General features: G+C 72.5%; 15 protein-coding genes. 7 read left to right on the top strand and 8 right to left on the bottom strand.

Annotation, left to right across the window (positions count from 1 at the left end):
• The first annotated feature begins 110 nt into the window (after nucleotides 1-110).
• The 4 genes from tdh to ABZX22_RS28195 all read left to right on the top strand — a co-directional run bounded on the left by tdh (nucleotide 111) and on the right by ABZX22_RS28195 (nucleotide 4331).
• On the top strand, nucleotides 111-1154 hold the full coding sequence (gene tdh / locus ABZX22_RS28210) for an L-threonine 3-dehydrogenase (protein WP_354914348.1): 1044 nt from the start codon (nucleotides 111-113) through the stop codon (nucleotides 1152-1154).
• 108 nt (nucleotides 1155-1262) lie between these two features.
• Nucleotides 1263-2432: a glycine C-acetyltransferase gene (locus ABZX22_RS28205; RefSeq protein WP_354914346.1), complete on the top strand. Its 1170-nt coding sequence runs from the start codon at nucleotides 1263-1265 to the stop codon at nucleotides 2430-2432.
• Between the two features lie 117 nt (nucleotides 2433-2549).
• Entirely contained in the window at nucleotides 2550-3431 is an 882-nt protein-coding gene (locus ABZX22_RS28200; RefSeq protein ID WP_354914344.1) for a LysR family transcriptional regulator, read from the top strand.
• Between the two features lie 87 nt (nucleotides 3432-3518).
• Nucleotides 3519-4331, top strand: coding sequence for an SAM-dependent methyltransferase (locus tag ABZX22_RS28195; protein ID WP_354914342.1), 813 nt, complete (start codon nucleotides 3519-3521; stop codon nucleotides 4329-4331).
• Between the two features lie 107 nt (nucleotides 4332-4438).
• Here the strand turns inward: ABZX22_RS28195 and ABZX22_RS28190 are convergent, their stop codons facing one another.
• The gene (locus tag ABZX22_RS28190; RefSeq protein WP_354914340.1) at nucleotides 4439-5272 is read right to left on the bottom strand and encodes an amidohydrolase family protein; all 834 of its coding nucleotides are present in this window, start codon (nucleotides 5270-5272) and stop codon (nucleotides 4439-4441) included.
• A gap of 142 nt (nucleotides 5273-5414) precedes the next feature.
• On the opposite strand from ABZX22_RS28190, the gene ABZX22_RS28185 reads away from it, so the two are divergent.
• The 3 genes from ABZX22_RS28185 to ABZX22_RS28175 all read left to right on the top strand — a co-directional run bounded on the left by ABZX22_RS28185 (nucleotide 5415) and on the right by ABZX22_RS28175 (nucleotide 8022).
• Nucleotides 5415-6335: a TIGR04222 domain-containing membrane protein gene (locus tag ABZX22_RS28185; RefSeq protein ID WP_354914338.1), complete on the top strand. Its 921-nt coding sequence runs from the start codon at nucleotides 5415-5417 to the stop codon at nucleotides 6333-6335.
• Between the two features lie 276 nt (nucleotides 6336-6611).
• On the top strand, nucleotides 6612-7112 hold the full coding sequence (locus ABZX22_RS28180) for a GNAT family N-acetyltransferase (protein WP_354914336.1): 501 nt from the start codon (nucleotides 6612-6614) through the stop codon (nucleotides 7110-7112).
• A gap of 124 nt (nucleotides 7113-7236) precedes the next feature.
• On the top strand, nucleotides 7237-8022 hold the full coding sequence (locus ABZX22_RS28175) for a nucleotidyltransferase domain-containing protein (RefSeq protein ID WP_354914334.1): 786 nt from the start codon (nucleotides 7237-7239) through the stop codon (nucleotides 8020-8022).
• 30 nt (nucleotides 8023-8052) lie between these two features.
• Here ABZX22_RS28175 and ABZX22_RS28170 read toward each other — a convergent pair whose 3' ends face one another.
• The 7 genes from ABZX22_RS28170 to ABZX22_RS28140 form a co-directional block, all read right to left on the bottom strand.
• A complete protein-coding gene (locus tag ABZX22_RS28170; protein ID WP_354914332.1) occupies nucleotides 8053-9645 on the bottom strand; it encodes a YfjP family GTPase in 1593 nt (530 codons plus the stop codon).
• The gene (locus ABZX22_RS28165) at nucleotides 9642-11555 is read right to left on the bottom strand and encodes an ABC transporter (RefSeq protein WP_354914330.1); all 1914 of its coding nucleotides are present in this window, start codon (nucleotides 11553-11555) and stop codon (nucleotides 9642-9644) included. Before ABZX22_RS28165 ends, ABZX22_RS28170 begins: the two co-directional genes overlap by 4 nt.
• Nucleotides 11556-11624: 69 nt before the next feature.
• A complete protein-coding gene (locus tag ABZX22_RS28160; RefSeq protein WP_354914328.1) occupies nucleotides 11625-12305 on the bottom strand; it encodes a response regulator transcription factor in 681 nt (226 codons plus the stop codon).
• Between the two features lie 41 nt (nucleotides 12306-12346).
• Nucleotides 12347-13720: a HAMP domain-containing sensor histidine kinase gene (locus ABZX22_RS28155; protein WP_354914326.1), complete on the bottom strand. Its 1374-nt coding sequence runs from the start codon at nucleotides 13718-13720 to the stop codon at nucleotides 12347-12349.
• The gene (locus ABZX22_RS28150) at nucleotides 13717-14418 is read right to left on the bottom strand and encodes a response regulator transcription factor (protein WP_354914324.1); all 702 of its coding nucleotides are present in this window, start codon (nucleotides 14416-14418) and stop codon (nucleotides 13717-13719) included. The genes ABZX22_RS28155 and ABZX22_RS28150 overlap by 4 nt, the downstream gene beginning before the upstream one ends.
• A 26-nt stretch (nucleotides 14419-14444) precedes the next feature.
• Nucleotides 14445-15599 carry an L-2-hydroxyglutarate oxidase gene (gene lhgO / locus ABZX22_RS28145; RefSeq protein ID WP_354914322.1) on the bottom strand — a complete coding sequence of 385 codons (1155 nt, stop codon included), beginning with the start codon at nucleotides 15597-15599 and terminating at the stop codon, nucleotides 14445-14447.
• Nucleotides 15596-16558 (bottom strand): NAD-dependent epimerase/dehydratase family protein, encoded by a 963-nt coding sequence (locus ABZX22_RS28140; protein WP_354914320.1) that lies wholly within the window; start codon nucleotides 16556-16558, stop codon nucleotides 15596-15598. The genes lhgO and ABZX22_RS28140 overlap by 4 nt, the downstream gene beginning before the upstream one ends.
• Between the last annotated feature and the right edge of the window lie 151 nt (nucleotides 16559-16709).

The raw sequence follows: 16709 nt of genomic DNA, 5'->3' as shown, positions 1-16709 counted from the left end.
TCGATAAATCGTGTAGCGAGGCTGACAGGGCCGTTAAGAAAACCTCGATGGACACGAGGGGTGATCACCGGCACAGTGCGTAAGGTTGTCAGGAGGGGGAAACGACCGTCATGAAAGCGCTGGTCAAGCAGAAGGCCGAACCCGGCCTGTGGCTGATGGACGTGCCCGAGCCCGCCGTACGGCCGGGCGAGGTCAAGATCAAGGTGTTGCGTACCGGAATCTGCGGCACCGACCTCCATATCCGGAAATATGACGACTGGGCGAAGCACACGCTGACGCTTCCGCTCATCGCCGGGCACGAGTTCTCCGGCGAGGTCGTCGAGGTCGCACCGGGCGTCGAGGACATCCAGGTCGGCGACCTCGTCAGCGGCGAAGGCCACATCGTCTGCGGCAAATGCCGCAACTGCATGGCGGGCCGCCGCCACCTGTGCATCAACACCATCGGCCTCGGCGTCCACCGCGACGGCGCGTTCGCCGAGTACGTGACGCTGCCGGCCTCCAACGTGTGGGTGCACCGCATCCCCGTCGACCCCGACATCGCGGCGATCTTCGACCCGTTCGGCAACGCCGTCCACACCGCGCTCTCCTTCCCGATGGTCGGCGAGGACGTGCTGATCACCGGCGCGGGCCCGATCGGCCTGATGGCCGCGGCCGTCGCCACGCACGTGGGCGCGCGCAACGTCGTCATCACCGACGTCAGCCCCGAACGGCTCGACCTGGCCGGCAAGCTGGGCGTCAGCCTCGCCCTGAACGTCGCGCAGACCTCCATCGCCGACGGCTGGAAGCAGCTCGGCATGCGCGAGGGCTTCGACGTCGGCCTCGAGATGTCGGGACACCCGCAGGCCATGCGCGACATGATCGCGAACATGACCCACGGCGGCAGGATCGCCATGCTGGGCCTGCCCGCCGAGGAGTTCGCGATCGACTGGGCCACGGTCGTCACCTCGATGATCACCATCAAGGGCATCTACGGCCGCGAGATGTACGAGACCTGGTACAACATGTCCGTCCTGCTGGAGAAGGGGCTCGACCTCTCCCCGGTGATCACCCACAGGTTCCCCGCCCACGACTTCGACGCCGCCTTCGACACGGCGGCCAGCGGCAGGGCCGGCAAGGTCATCCTCGACTGGAGCGACGCCGCGCCCCGCGCGTGACGGCTCGCCGTACCCACCCCTTCCTCAGCACCACCAGACCCAGGCGACGACGGAGAGGGCGCGCGCGGACCCCGCGCGCGAACCCTTCAGCAGAGATTGGAGCGCGCGATGTTCGGAACGACGCGGGATGACCTGCGGGCCACGCTGGACGAGATCGCCTCGGCAGGGCTGCTCAAGCCCGAACGCGTCATCACCAGCCCGCAGAACGCCACGGTCGGCGTCGCGGGCCGCGAGGTGCTGAACTTCTGCGCCAACAACTACCTCGGCCTCGCCGACAACCCCGAGGTGATCGAGGCCGCCAAGCAGGCGCTCGACACGTGGGGCTTCGGCATGGCCTCCGTGCGGTTCATCTGCGGCACCCAGGAGGTGCACAAGGAGCTCGAGTCGCGTCTTTCCGACTTCCTCGGCATGGAGGACACCGTCCTCTACAGCTCCTGCTTCGACGCCAACGGCGGCGTGTTCGAGACGCTGCTCGACGCGCAGGACGCGGTGATCTCCGACGCGCTCAACCACGCCAGCATCATCGACGGCATCAGGCTGTCCAAGGCCCGCCGCTACCGTTACGCCAACCGTGACATGGCCGAGCTGGAGGCCCGGCTGAAGGAGGCCGCCGACGCGCGGCGCAAGCTGATCGTGACCGACGGCGTCTTCTCCATGGACGGCTACGTCGCGCCGCTGCGGGAGATCTGCGACCTGGCCGACCAGTACGGCGCGATGGTCATGGTCGACGACTCCCACGCGGTCGGCTTCGTCGGCCCCACCGGGCGCGGCACCCCCGAACTCCACGGCGTGACCGAGCGGATCGACATCATCACCGGCACCCTCGGCAAGGCCCTGGGCGGGGCCAGCGGCGGCTACGTCGCCGCCCGCAAGGAGATCTGCGAGCTGCTGCGGCAGCGCTCCCGCCCCTACCTCTTCTCCAACTCCCTCGCCCCGGTCATCGCGGCGGCGACGCTGCGCATCCTCGACCTGCTGGAGACCTCCAGCGAGGCCCGCGAGCGGCTGCGCGACAACACGCGGCGGTTCCGGACGCAGATGACCGAGGCGGGCTTCGACGTGCTGCCCGGTGACCACCCGATCGCCCCCGTCATGATCGGCGACGCCGCCGAGGCCGCCGCGATGGCCGAACGCCTCCTCGACCAGGGCATCTACGTGATCGGCTTCTCCTACCCCGTGGTCCCCCACGGCCAGGCCCGCATCCGCGTGCAACTGTCCGCCGCCCACACCCCCGCCGACGTCGACCGCGCCGTCGCCGCCTTCATCACCGCGCGACACTGATCCCCGCACCCCCGGGCCGGCTCGCCTTTCCTCAAAGGCAAGCCGGCACCCCACCCGGGGCCACGCGCAGGTCCGTGCGCAGAGCGGCCACCGGTGGGGGCGGGTCACAATGGGCGGGTGATTGATAGTCGGCGGCTCCGGACGCTGCGCGCGGTGGCGGATCACGGCACCGTGACCGCGGCGGCCGCCGCGCTGCACCTCACGCCCTCCGCCGTCTCCCAGCAGCTCGGCGCGCTCGAGCACGAGGTGGGGCACCGCCTGTTCGCCCGCGACGGCCGGGGCATCAGGCTCACCGCGGTGGGCCGCATCATGCTGGCCCACGCCGACGAGGTCCTCGCCCAGCTCGAACGCGCCGAGGCCGAGGTCGCCGCCTACACGACGGGCTCGGCGGGCGAGGTGACGGTGGCCTCGTTCGCCACCGCGATCAGTGTCGTGCTCGCGCCCGCCGTCAGCGCCCTGCGGGTGAGCGCGCCCGCGCTGAAGATCCGGGTCCTGGACGCCGAGGGCGACCGCGGCCTCACCATGCTGCTCGACGACGAGGCGGATCTGGCCATCGCGGTGGAGTACCGCGGCGCGCCCGACGACCATCGCCTGACCCGGCTGCCCCTCTACGCCGAGCCCTTCGACCTGTTGCTTCCGGCGGACCACGCGCCTGCCGGCACGCTGTCGGAGGTGGCGGACGAGCCGTGGATCGGCCCCTATCCCGGCAATCCGGTCCACGACGTGATCGCGTTCGCCTGTGAGAGGGAGGGCTTCACGCCGGGGTTCGCGCACTCCTCCGACGACTTCCGCGCCGTGGTCGCGCTGGTGGGCGCGGGTGCGGGGGTCGCGCTCGTGCCTCGGCTGGCGTTGCGCGACCTCGACCTGTCCAGGGTGGTCGTCTGCCGGATCCCCGGCCCGGAACGCCGTGTCTTCGCGGCGGTCCGTCGGGGGGCCGACCTCCACCCGTTGCTGCGCCCGCTCCTCACCACTCTCACCGCGAGTCGGCCCCTGGACTGATATCTCGATAATCGAGATAAACCTGAACGATCTCTCGACGGCGGTTCAGTAGCATGGCGATCCAGAGGTTTGAGGCAAGGAGACGCCGTGGCCGAGTTAGAGCGTGTTCCTCCAGGTGTCGATCCGACGGTGCCGAGTTCGGCGCGCGTCTACGACTACCTCCTCGGCGGCAAGGACCACCTCGCCATCGACCGCGCGGTGGCCGACCGGCTGCTCGCCGTGGCACCCGACACCCGGTTGGTGGCCCGCGCCAACAGGCTGTTCCTCACCAGGGCGGTGCGCCATCTCGCCGAGCAGGGCGTGCGGCAGTTCATCGACCTGGGCACCGGCATCCCGACCTCGCCGAGCGTCCACGAGGTCGCGCGCGCGGTGAACCCCGCGTGCCGGGTGATCTACGTCGACTACGACCCGGTCGTGCGGCTGCACGCCCAGGTGCTGCTGGCCGACGTGCCCGGCGTGGAAGGCATCCAGGCCGATGCGCGCCGCCCCAAGGACATCCTCGGCGACCCATACGTCGGCGGCCTGATCGACTTCGAGCAGCCGCTCGGGGTGCTGATGGTCGGACTCCTGCACTACGTGATGGACGAGGAGGACCCCGCCGGGATCGTGGCCGCCTTCAGGGACCGCATGGCGCCCGGCAGCCACCTGGTGCTGACCCACGGCATGGCGGAGAGCCATCCCGAGGCGATCGCCCGGCTGACGACCGCCACGGCCAACTCTCCCGCGCAGGCCGTCTTCCGCGACCGCGCCCGGGTCCTGCGGTTGTTCGACGGGTTCGAGCTGATCGGACCGGGTCTCGTTCCCGTGCAGGACTGGCGCGTCGACGACGAGGACGACCTCAACCTGCTGGACGCCCCGCCGCGCCTGCGCATCGACGGCGGGGTCGGCGTCCTGCGCTGAGCCGTCTCCTGATCCCGTGCCAGACCTCCCCGGCTCGGCCCGCTCGGCCACCGCGCGGTAGAGGGCGGCGAGGTCGTCGACGGGCCGGCGCGGCTGGTTCCCTTGGCTCAGTCCTCCGCGCCCAGCCTGAAGACGCGGCGGGCCGTACCGCCGAGGAAGTCGGCGCGCGCCTCGGCCGTCAGCTCCAGCTCGTCGACCTGGGCGAGCGCGCGGTCATGGGACAGCTGGGGCCAGTTGGTCCCGAACATCACCTTGCCCCTGCCGTAGGTGTTCATGAAGTGCACGAGCTGCGGCGGGTAGTAGCGCGGCAGGTAGGCCGAGGTGTCGATGAAGACGTTGTCGTGCTTCCACGCCATGCCGATCATCTCGTCGGTCCACGGATAGCCGATGTGGCCGCCGACGATCATCAGCTCGGGCAGGTCCAGCGCGATCCTGTCCAGGTACGGCACCGGCCGGCCCGTCTCGGACGGCTTCAGCGGCCCCGTGTGCCCGACCTGGGTGCAGAAGGGGACGCCCAGCTCCACGCAGGTGGTGTAGAGCGGGTAGTAGAGCCGGTGGTCGGGCGGCAGCTCCCACAGCCACGGCACCATCCGCAGCCCGACGAACCCCAACTCCTCCACCGCGCGGCGCAACTCGGCCACGGCCGCGACCGGATGGGCCAGGTTCACCGCCGCCAGCCCCGCGAACCGGTTCGGGTAGGCCGCGGTGAAGGTGGCGACGTCGTCATTGCTGATCACCCAGCCGCCCGGCCGGTGCCAGGCCGACAGCAGGAGCATGTCGACGCCTGCCGCGTCCATGAGCGCGACCAGTTCCCCCGGCGTGACGGGCTTGTCGATCAGGTCGGCGCTCCCCGACTTCTCGAACAGCCGCCGGATCTCCGGCATGGGCAGCCTGCCTGGCCGTCCGCCCATGGTGGGTTGCGCCCACACATCGATAATCACCTTCCCACCCTCTCCCGCACCGGCCAGGCGATCAATGCCGGACAGGCGAAAGATCGTGCACGACCGCTCAACGATGCTCCCAACACGGCTCCCGACACGGCTCCCGACATCGATCCCACACGGCTCCCGACGTCGCGGCAGGATGGAGGGTGAAGCTCGAAGCCGACACCAGGAGGCGATCATCAACTTCGTCTTACTTCTCCTGTCCTGCTGCGTCGCGGTGGTCTCCGCGGTCGGCGCGCTGAGGGTGCGACCGGCCCGCTACCCGGCCCACGCCGACGTCGGCAGGGACCGGCTCGCCTACCTGGCGGGCGGTCACACCCGCGTCATCAACGCCGCGCTCGCCGAACTCGTCGCGAGGGGCACGGTCTCGATCTCCGCCACGCGGCGCGTCCAGGTCTCTTCCTCCGGCCCGGAGGCGCGCGGACCGATCGAGACCACTCTCGTCGAGGCCGCCCGCGGCTCCGATGACGGGTTGGAGGTCCATCTGGCGCATCAGGCCGTCACGGACGACGACGTCAAGCGGCTCGTCGGCAAGGGTTGGGTGACCGAGCGGGCGGCGGAGCGGGGCCGCCGGCTGCTGGGCGTCACGGCCGGCGCCGCCGCGCTGGGCCTGGTCGTCACGCTCGTCCTGCTGGGTCTGCGCGCGGTCCCCGCCGCGGGCCTGACGTTCGCCGCGGCCGGGGTGTTCGGCCTGGCCACGGCCGCCGGCCTGACCGGCCTCTGGACCACGGGGCGGGTCTCCCGCCTGCTGCGGGACGCGCGGCTCGCCCAACCCCGGGGCGAGCGTCCCGCCCGTCCTTCGCCCGAGGCCATCGGGCGCGGCGTGGCACTGCACGGCCTGCAGGAACTGCCCGACCGCAGGGTCAGGGCCGCGCTCGGCCACCGGCCCCGCCCCCAACCCCGGCCCGTCCGGCACACCCGCCGCAAGAGCGGCCGTCGGCGATACGGGGGCGATGGCGGCTACCACCACACCTACGACACCGGTGGCGGCATGGGCGATGGCGCGGGCTGGGGCGATGGCGGCGGGGGCGGAGGAGACGGCGGCGGGGGCGGGGGCTGAAGGGTCCTACCGGGCGCGCCCGCTTCTCGCCATGGCGGCGGGGGCCGGGGCTGAAGGGGCGCCGGGCGCGCTCGCTTCTCGCCATGGCGGCGTCGAGACAGTCGCGGGCTCGACGCCCTGCGCCACGACGGGCCGCCCTGCTACTCTGCTGCGGCACGCGAGACGAGGGAGGTCGATGAATATGGCTGTCAGCCGGCCATGTCGTCATGCCCTTGTCCGGGCCGCCGCACGCTGAGAGCGCGGTCCGGCTCCTCCCCACGAACAGGAGTCTTCGCGTTGTCCACTTTCCAGCTCTCCGGCACCGACCTGATCACCGACCGCCTCGTCCTGCGGCCGTGGTCGTCCGCCGAACTCGCCGCCGTCCTCGACGGTCCCCGGCCCGCGCACTGGGCCGAGGACTTCCCCTCCGAGGGTGACCGCGTCATCGCCGGCTTCATCGCCGAGCACCCCGCCGCCACCGGCGAGTACGGCCAGCGCCAGATCGTCGAGCGCGAAACCGGCCTGGTGGTCGGTGCGATCGGCCTGTTCTGGCCGCCGAGCGACGGCTCCCTCGAGATCGGCTACGGCGTCGTGCCGTCCCGCAGGGGCCGCGGCTACGCCACCGAGGCCGCGGGCGCCATGGTCGCGTTCGCCTTCACCGCGCCCGGGGTGCACACCGTGCATGCCGGCGTGGAGCAGGCGAACCCGGCCTCGGCGCGCGTGCTCGAGAAGGCGGGGCTGCGGCTGCTGAGCAGCGACGCCACGACCGCCCGCTACGCGGTCACGCGCCCCGCGTAGTCCAGCCCGCGTAGACCAGTCGACGGGGCCAGCCGACGGGGCCAGCCGACGGGTCCAGTCGACGGATTCAGCCGACGGAGAAGGGGACCGGCGGGCCGCCGCCGGTCCCCGTAGGGTCATCCGGATGACCGACAAGATCGATGTGTCCGTCGAGGCCGTGTGCGCGGCCTATCTCGACCTGGCCGACCGGCACGCGCCCGGGCTGGTCGAGGGGCTGTACCTGCAGGGTTCGGCCGCGCTCGGCGACTTCACGCCCGGGGTGAGCGATGTCGACTTCGTCGCGGTGATCCCCGAGGGCGCCGACGTGGAGCCGTTGCGCGAGGTTCACGCCCGGCTGAAGGAGCGCGGCAGGTCACCGCACTTCGACGGGCTCTACGTCACCTGGGACGACCTGCGGCGCGACCCCGAGCAGACGCCCGCGCGCCCGGGCGTGCATGCCTGGCGGTTCGAGGCCGAGAGCAGGTTCGAGCGGCACCTGGTGACCTGGCACGTCCTGGCCCAGAGCGGGGTGACGGTCAGGGGTCCCGCCGTCGCCGAGGTCGGCGTCCACACCGACTGGGACCTGCTGGCCCGCCGTACGCGGGAGAACCTGGCGGGCTACTGGACGCGATGGGCGGAGAAGTCGTCCAGGACCACCTCGCTCTGGGGGCTCGCCGCGCTCGTCCCGGCCCGGACGAGCTGGGGCGCGCTGGGGGTGACCAGGCTGCACCACACGCTCGCCGCGGGCGAGGTGACGTCGAAGACGGCGGCGGGCGAGTACGCGCTGCGCCTCTTCGACGAGCGCTGGCACCGGATCGTCAGGGAGGCGCTGCGCATCAGGAAGGGCGGGGCGGCGCTGTACCGCAACCCGTTCGCCCGCCGGGCCGACCTGATCGCCTACATGCGGATGGTGCTGGCGAACGTCCCTTGACGGATCGGCGGCGCCGGGGCGCGGCCGGTCTCAGGACCTGGCCACGCCCAGCGCCTCGGTGAAGCGGACGTACCTGTCGAGCTCCTCCTTCACCGGCTCCAGCACCAGCTCCTCGCCCACCTCCGCCACGGCCGACCGCAGCGCCCTCGCGACCCGCCTGGCCCTGCGCCGGCCGCCCAGCCGTGCGGCCAGCCGGGAGAGCAGCCCGATCAGCAGGCCGGCGATCGCCCCGCCGATCAGCAGGACGGTCGGCCACGGCACCTCGCCGACCGTCGGCAGGGGCGGCTCGGGCAGCCGCAGATAGGTCAGCAGGAACAGCACGCCGAGCCACACCGCGCCGAGCACCGTCGCCGCGAACACCAGCCACTGCAGCCCGCCGACGGCCGTCCACCAGCGGGGGCTGCGCGTCACACCGAACGAGGCGGCTGCCACCACCTTGTCGAGTGCCGCCGCCAGTTCGCCTTCGCGCGAGCGGGCCGCGTGCCGTACGGCCACGGCCCATGGCGGGGGCAGCTCGCGCGCGGCCGCCTCGCCGACGTCCCTGATGGCGGTCTCCATGCGGGCCCGCTGCACGGCCGACGCCTCGGGCAGCGAGGTCCTGCCCACCAGCTCACCCTTCGCGCCGCTCCCCAGCCCCAGCCTGCGCAGCGGGTCGGGCCTGAACCTGCGCATCCACCTGGTCACCGGCCAGCCGGTCGCGGCCACCGCGCGGTGCGTGTGGGCCCTGGCGACCGCCTCCACCACCAGCGGCACGCCCGCCGCCTCGGCGAGCGCCGTCGTGAGCCGCCCCTCCCGCGGGACGGCGGGGCCGGAGTGGTCCGCCGCGCCGGCGGCGGCGAGGCGTCCCGCGGCGGTGGACACGTCCGCCGCCAGGCGGGCCGCCCACGAGGTCCGTTCGGCGACGCGCTCCTCCAGCAGGGCGCGCAGCTCGGCCAGCCCGGCGCCGGTCCGCGCCGAGGCGCCCATCACGGGCACGCCGCGCAGGCCGTCCTCGTCGAGCAGGCGGCGCAGGTCGGCCGCGCAGCGTTCGGCCGCGCCCGGCGGCAGCCTGTCGATCTGGTTGAGCACGACCACCATCACCTCGCCGTGCTCGGCCAGCGGGCGCAGGTAGCGGTCGTGGAGGGCGGCGTCGGCGTACTTCTGCGGATCGACCACCCACACCAGCAGGTCGACCAGCTCGACCAGCCGGTCCACCTCCAGCCGGTGGGTCAGCTCGATGGAGTCGTGGTCGGGCAGGTCGAGCAGGACCAGCCCCCGGGGGTCGCCGGTCACCTCGTGGCGGTGCGGCACCTGCAGCCAGTCGAGCAGCGGTCCTGCTCCCGTGCCGTCCCACAGCGCCGCCTGGGCGGTCGAGGTGGTGGGCCTGGTGACGCCCACCGTGGCCAGTTCGCCGCCGGCCAGCGCGTTGAACAGCGACGACTTGCCGCTGCCCGTCGCGCCCGCGAGCGCGACCACCGTGTGGTCGACCGAGAGCTCGCGCCGCGCGCCTGCCCGCTCGGCCACCTCCCGCGCCGCCGCGACCGGCTCGTCGGGAAGCCTGCCCTCCGCGAGCTCCGCCGCCTTCAGCAGGCCGGTCAACCGGTCGTCCAGCGAGGGGATCTCCTCGCGCCGCGACAGCTTCACGCGCCCTCCCCGCCCTGCGCCGGCCGCCGCCCGTCCTCGCCCGCCGGGTCCTCCCGCACCTCGACCGGATCGACCAGCCCGCCCGCGAGGCCCGGATCGGCGCGCCCGCCCGCGACCTCCGGATCGGCCCGCCCGCTTTCGAGCTCCGGATCGGCCTGTCCGCTCGCGAGCTCCGGCGCCTCGACCGCCGGGAGTCCGTTGGTCGGGGCCGCCGGGAGTTCGGCTCGGTGGTCGCGGACCGCGTGAGCCGCCGCCAGCAGTTCGCCCGCCATGCCCTCCGGCACCGACACCTCCTCCAGCAACGACGTGAACCTGGCCGCCTCCGCGTCGAGCAGCGCCTGCACCCTGGACCGCAGGTCCTCCCGCGCCTTGGCCGTCAGCGTCCGTACCGCCTGGTCCCCGAAGATCGCCTCCAGGACCTTCTGCGACAGCACCGACGTGCCGCCCGCGATGCCGATCTCCACCCCCGTCAGCCCGCCCGTGGAGGCGAAGACCGCGAGCATCAGCAGCAGCCCCGCCCCGTTGACCCCGAAGGAGGCCGCCCGCGCGCTGGTGCGCTTGGCCGCGCCCTCCTCCCTGACCAGGTCGAGCACGTAACCCTGCCAGCCGCGCACCACGTCGTCGTAGTCGATCCCGGACGAGGCGCGGCCCAGCCTGGCCGCGGCGAGCGCCCCCGCCTTCTCCAGCAGGTCCTTGCCGCCGGGCGCCGCCGTCCAGCCGTCGAGGGCCCGCTCGGCCGCCCCGTCCGCCGCCCCCCTGATCAGCGCGGCGACGCCGCTCTCCAGCGCCACCCGCAGCCTGGCCTGCGGCGCCTGCCGTCCGGTGAGCACCGCCGACAGCCGGTCGCGCAGCCAGCCGATGCGCGACTCGAGCGAGCGCATGAGGTCGCCGGTGCCGATGAAGTCCTGCCATCGCGCCATCACCTCGCCGCGCAGCAGCGAGCCGTCCCGCATGCCCTCGTCGAAGTCGGCCATCCCGCCCGAGTAGGCCGCCGCGACGATGTCGGCCAGCCGTTCGGCGCCCTTGCGCTGCCTGGCGACGGCCACCGCCAGCGCCGGGACCCTGCTCCCCAGGCTGTCCAGCGCTCCCGCGAGCGTCTGGCGCACCACCCGGGCCCGCGCGGCCGAGGAGGCGGCCAGTCGCGCCAGCCAGTCGTTGATCGGGCGCACGGCGTCGGGGTGCAGCCGCCCCCTCTCCGTCAGCAGCACCGCCTCCTGGACGGTGAACAGCGGCGTGCCCGCGAGGCCGTTGACCTCCAGCAGGCGGGCCAGGTCGGCGGAGACGGGCCCGACCGCGTCGGGCGGCACCCGGTCGAGGATGATCGCGAGCGCGGTGCTCCGCTCGCGCGCCGAGCGCAGGAAGCTCCACGGAACCTCGTCGGCGTAACGGGCGGCGGTGGTGACGAACAGCCACAGGTCGGCCGCCGCGAGCAGTTGCGCCGCCAGCTCCCTGTTCGCGGTCACCACCGAGTCGATGTCGGGCGCGTCGAGCAGCGCGAGACCCTGCGGCAGCGCGGGCGCGCTCACCACCCGCAGCGTGCCCGGGTCGCCGGAGGCTCCTGTCACACGCGGCAGTCCGGGCAGGACCGCCAAGGACATGAACCAGGGCGTGTCGGCCGGGCCGGCCACCAGCGTCGGCGCCAGCGTGGTGGGCCGCAGCACGCCCGGCTCGGACACGTCGGCCCCGACCAGCGAGTTGACCAGCGTCGACTTGCCGGCACCGGTCGAGCCGCCCACGACGGCCAGCAGCGGCGCGTCGATCGCGGCCAGCCTGGGCAACAGGTAGTCGTCCAGCTGTCCCTTCAGCTCGCGCAGCGCTCGCCTGTCGGCCGCCACGTCCCCGATGTCCAGCGGGAACAGCTCGCGGTCGAGCAGGCCCCGCAGCGAACGCAACGCCTCGAGGAGGTCCATGCCCCCACGCTAGCCAGTGGAGCCGAGCTCGTCGGGACCGCCACGACGGATTCGTGGCATTGGTCCGGCTCAGGTCTCGGCCGGCGGCTCCCTGAGCACGTATCCGACGCTGCGCAGCGTGTGGATGAGGCGCGGCTCCACGTCGTCGACCTTGCGCCGCAGGTACGACACGTACGACTCGACCACGCCCGCGTCACCGCCGAAGTCGTAGTTCCACACGTGATCGAGGATCTGCGCCTTGGACAGCACCCTGCCCGCGTTGGCCATGAAGTAGTGCAGCAGCTTGTACTCGGTCGGCGACAGGTGCACCTGCCGCCCGCCGCGCCACACCTCGCGCTCGGTCTCGTCCAGCACCAGATCGGCCACCTGCAGCCGGGCGCCGCCCACCTCCCCCCTGGTACGGCGCAGCACCGCCTGCACCCTGGCCAGCACCTCCTCCAGGCTGAACGGCTTGGTCACGTAGTCGGAGCCGAGCCCGAGCCCGGTCAGCTTGTCGTCGACCGCGTCGCGCGCGGTCAGGAACAGCACGGGCGCCTCCAGCCGCCTGGCCACCTCGAACCCGTCGAGGTCGGGCAGCATCACGTCGAGCACCACGAGGTCGGGCCTGGCCCGCTCGGCGATCTCCACGGCCTCCAGGCCGTCGGCGGCGGTCAGCACCTCGAAGCCGGAGAAGCGCAGACTGGCGGAGAGCAGGTCGCGAATGCTCGGCTCGTCGTCCACCACCAGGATCAACGCCTCAGGTGTGTTCACCCCGCCAGCGTGCCGCAGCAGCCTGAGGAAAAGCTGAACGGTTACTCAGGAGCGAGTGGGAGTTCGACCCTGAACGTCGCGCCCTCGCCGGGCACGCTGTGCACGACCACGCTGCCGCCGTGCGCCTCGACCAGCGCCGCGACGATGGCCAGGCCGAGGCCGCTGCCCCTGTCGTCCTCCGACCGGCGGGCGCGCGCGGAGTCGGCCCGGTAGAAGCGCTCGAAGACCCGTTCGGCCTGCTCGGGTGTGAGGCCGGGCCCCTTGTCCACCACTTCCAGGAACACCGTGGCGCCGGCGGCGCCGACCCTGATGGTGACGGGCGTGTCGGCGGGGGTGTGGGTGAGCGCGTTGGACATGAGGTTGCCGACGACCTGGCGCAGCCGTACCTCGTCGCCGGAGACGATGAGGGCGGCCCCGCCCACGACCTCCAGCGAGATGCCGCGTTCGGGGGCCAGGATGCGGGCGTCGTGGACGGCGTCGGCGGCCAGCGCCAGCATGTCGACGGGCCGCATCTGCAGCGGACGCTGCTGGTCCACCCTGGCCAGCAGCAGCAGGTCGTCGACCAGCAGGCTCATCCGGCCCGCCGCGCGCTCGACCCTGGCCAGCATCTCGGCGGGATCGGCCTCGGGGTTCTGCCTGGCGTACTCGGCGAAGCCGCGGATCGTGGTCAGCGGTGTGCGCAGTTCGTGGGCGGCGTCGGCGACGAAGCGGCGCATCCGCTCCTCCGACCTGCTGGCGGCGTTCTCCGACGCCGTCCGCGCCGCGAAGGCCGCCTCGATCTGGGCGAGCATGCCGTTGAGCGCGCGGGCGAGCCGTCCGACCTCGGTGCGCGGGTTGCCGTCGGGCACCCGCCTGCCGAGCTCGCCGCCGGCGATGGCCTCCGCCGTACGCTCGATCTGGGCCAGCGGGCGCATGCTCTTGCGCACGCTCGTGATGCCCACGACGGTCAGGATCAGCATGATGCCGCCGCCGCCGAGCAGCTCGATGAGCGCCAGCCTGCGGGTGATCTGCGTGACCTCGTCCAGGTCCATGGCGATCAGCACGACGGCGTTGTCCGTGCCGCGCACCTCCTGCACCCGCCACTCGCCGTCGCCGGAGACGGCGGGCACGGTCGTCGGCACCGCCGGCGGCGGCACCGGCACGACGGGCAGCTGCCGGTGGTCGGCGTCGAGGCCGCTGACCCACGGGCCGCCCGCCTTGACGATCACGTCGGGCTCCAGCACCAGGTTCTTCAGCGCCGGGGCGCCCCGGTGCTGCACTCGCATGAGCGCCCTGGCGGCCACCACCGAGATCTGCGTGTCCACCCTGTCGATCAGGTACGTGTGCAGGACCGAGACGCTCAGCACGCCGATGAACGTGAGCCCGAAGGCCAGCAACGCGAGCGTCGCGGCGATCAGCTTGATCCTGAGGGTCATGTCTCGGGAGGGCTGCGCAGCACGTAGCCGACACCGCGCAGGGTGTGGATGAGCCGCGGCTCCCTGTTGTCGATCTTGCGGCGGAGCACCGACACGTACGACTCGACGATGCCCACCTCGCCCCTGAAGTCGTAGTCCCAGACGTGGTCGAGGATCTGCGGCTTGGACAGCACCCTGCCCGCGTTGGCCATGAAGTAGCGCAGGAGCTTGAACTCCGTCGGCGACAGCGACACCGGCCGGCCGCCGCGCCACACCTCGTGGCTCTCCTCGTCGAGCTCGATGTCGGCGAACGTCAGCCGGGGCGGCGGCGCCTGCGGGTCTCCCGCGGTACGGCGGAGCACCGCCCGGATCCTGGCCACCACCTCCTCCAGGCTGAACGGCTTGGTGACGTAGTCGTCGCCGCCGATCGTGAGCCCGCGGATCTTGTCCTCCGTCTCGTCACGAGCGGTGAGGAACACCACCGGCGTGCCCTGCCCGCTGCTGCGCAGCCGCCGCACGACCTCGAACCCGTCCAGGTCGGGGAGCATCACGTCGAGCACGACGAGGTCGGGCCGGTGCCGCTGCACGGCGGTGACCGCGTCGAGCCCGTTCTTCGCGGTGGACACGTCGAAACCCGCGAACCTCAGGCTCGCGGCGAGTAGCTCGAGGATGTTCGGCTCGTCCTCGACGATCAGCAGGCGTGCTTCCACGGCGTCCATAGTGGCCATCACATCTAAGAATGCCCTTAACGGGCGAGTGCTGGGACAATCCCCGCGATATGCCTGGCTATCGCCAGGCTGGACGTGGCGGCGGGAGAGGGCGCGTTGCGTACCAGCGCGATGCGGCCGTGGAGGTCGACCACGAAGTCGTCGACCATGCCGCCGTCGCGGGAGACGGCCTGGGCGCGCACGCCTCCTTCGGTGGGCGCGAGGTCGGCGGCGGTGATCGCCGGGACGTAACGCCTGGCGGCGCGGACGAACGCGCCCTTGACCGCCGAGCCGTACAGCTCCCGCAGGCCGGTGCGCCAGTGGCGGCGCGCGAGCCTGCGGGTGCCCTCCCAGGTCAGCAGCGCGCGCACGTCGCCGAGCACGGCGTTGGGCCCGACCAGCACCTCGCCGTCGATGCGCCGGGTCAGGTGGACGCCGAGGAACGGGTAGCGGGGGTCGGGCACCGGGTAGATCAGGCCGCGCACCAGGTCCTTGGCCGACCCGGCCAGCGCGTAGTACTCGCCCTTGAACGGCACGATCCGCACCTCGCCCGGCTGTCCCGCCATCTTGGCGACGGCGTCGGTGCCGAGCCCGGCGCACGCCACGAGCCGGTCGAAGGCGAACTTCCGGCGACCTACCAGGACCTCCACCGCGCTCGCGGTCTCACGGATCGCCTTGACCGGGTGGGCCAGCCGTACCGAGCCGCCCAGCTCGGCGACGTCGCGGGCGAGCCGGCGGGCGACGGCGGGGAAGTCGGCGATCGCGGTGTGCGGCGAGTGGACTGCGGCGACGCCGACCGCGTGCGGCTCGACCTCGCGCAGGGCCAGCGCGTCGAGCTCGGCGATGCCGGGCACGCCGTTGGCCCTGGCCCGCTCGGCGAGCGCGCGCAGCGCGGGCCGCTCGGCCGCCGTGGAGGCGACCACGAGCTTGCCCACCTCCTCGTACGGCAGGCCGTGCTCGGCGCAGTACTCCCGCAGCAGCGCCATGCCCTCCCGGCACAGGGTGGCCTTGAGCGAACCCGGCTGGTAGTAGATGCCGGCGTGGACGACCCCGCTGTTGTGGCCGGTCTGGTGGGCCGCGACCCGGTTCTCCCCCTCCAGGACGATCACCTCGGCGCCTCTGGTGCGCGCGAGCTCCCGGGCGACGGCCAAGCCGACGATGCCCGCTCCGATGACGCCGATCCGCTCTGTCATATGGTCAAGTGTCCTTCAGCGATGAGCCATCTCACCGTGTCCGCCACGGTGTTCTCCACGGGTCGCAGCGAGACCCCCAGCTCGCGCAGCGTCGGGACGTCGTCGGTGGGGACGAGCGTCAGCATGATGTCGGCGGCGTCGCGGGTCAGCGGGTGGTCGAGGGGCACGACGCGTTTCAGCGCGTCGAGCGTGGAGCCCGTGGCTCGCAGCAGCGCGCCGGGGATCCTGAAGCGCCGCACCCGCCGTCCCGTGACGTCCTCGCAGAGCGTCGCCATCTGCCCCCAGGTCAGGAAATGTCCGCCTAACAGGTAGCGGCGGGCGCCCTTGCCGGGGGTGAAGCACCGGGCGAGCGCGACGGCCAGGTCGCGCACGTCGAGCACGTTCACCCCGCCGGGCACGATCGGCCAGCCCTGCCTGAGCCCGGCCCTGATGCCCTCGTTGAGCGCGTCGAGCGTGGGCTGGCCGGGGCCGACGACGCCGCCGGGGTAGACGATGGTCACGCCGTCGAGGTCCCTGGCGTAGCGCTCGCCGTACAGCTTGGTCATGCCGTAGGCGTTGCGCGGCCTGGCCAGCGGGCTGTCCACGGTGATGACGGGGCGGCTCGGCGGCACGAACACCGCGACGGTGGACAGGTGCACGATCGGGTCCAGCCCGAGCTCCACGGCCTGGGCGAGCACGTTCTTCAGCCCGCGGACGTTCGCGCCGTGCAGGTCGACCTCATGCCCGGTCACGCCGATGTCCGCGGCGGCGTGCAGGACCGCGTCACACTGTGCCAGTGCCTTCCGTACGGCTTCCGCGTCCGTGATGTCCGCCTGGTAGAGGACACCGGGTACCTTGACCACCTTCTTCACCTTTTCCGGATTTCTCACCAGAAGAAGGCATTCATGGCCCGCCTCGCGCAACGCGACGACCGCGTGGGAACCGATGAAGCCCGACGCACCCGTCACCAACACGCGCATGCTCTGGAAGCTAGCGCTTGGATGTTTGCCGTCTCAAGTGCCGGACGGCGACGGTGAATCCTTTCGCGACCGAAACGCCTCTCATAGATGTCCGGCCACCGCGCCGGACCCGGATCCGGAGGTTGTCATGATCGTTGGTGCCGTCATCGCC

The sequence above is a fragment of the Nonomuraea sp. NPDC003804 genome, assembly GCF_040610675.1.
Lineage (GTDB): Bacteria > Actinomycetota > Actinomycetes > Streptosporangiales > Streptosporangiaceae > Nonomuraea.
The sequence above is the reverse complement of the archived record's forward strand: the minus strand, read 5'-3'. Positions and strand labels throughout refer to the sequence as shown.

Coding starts and splice junctions, on each gene's coding strand:
- ABZX22_RS28165 (WP_354914330.1), bottom strand. CDS start 11,555: ATGGACCTCCTCGAGGCGTTGCGTTCGCTGCGGGGCCTGCTCGACCGC.
- tdh (WP_354914348.1), top strand. CDS start 111: ATGAAAGCGCTGGTCAAGCAGAAGGCCGAACCCGGCCTGTGGCTGATG.
- ABZX22_RS28150 (WP_354914324.1), bottom strand. CDS start 14,418: ATGGACGCCGTGGAAGCACGCCTGCTGATCGTCGAGGACGAGCCGAAC.
- ABZX22_RS28185 (WP_354914338.1), top strand. CDS start 5,415: ATGGAGGGTGAAGCTCGAAGCCGACACCAGGAGGCGATCATCAACTTC.
- ABZX22_RS28175 (WP_354914334.1), top strand. CDS start 7,237: ATGACCGACAAGATCGATGTGTCCGTCGAGGCCGTGTGCGCGGCCTAT.
- ABZX22_RS28205 (WP_354914346.1), top strand. CDS start 1,263: ATGTTCGGAACGACGCGGGATGACCTGCGGGCCACGCTGGACGAGATC.
- ABZX22_RS28140 (WP_354914320.1), bottom strand. CDS start 16,558: ATGCGCGTGTTGGTGACGGGTGCGTCGGGCTTCATCGGTTCCCACGCG.
- lhgO (WP_354914322.1), bottom strand. CDS start 15,599: ATGACAGAGCGGATCGGCGTCATCGGAGCGGGCATCGTCGGCTTGGCC.
- ABZX22_RS28155 (WP_354914326.1), bottom strand. CDS start 13,720: ATGACCCTCAGGATCAAGCTGATCGCCGCGACGCTCGCGTTGCTGGCC.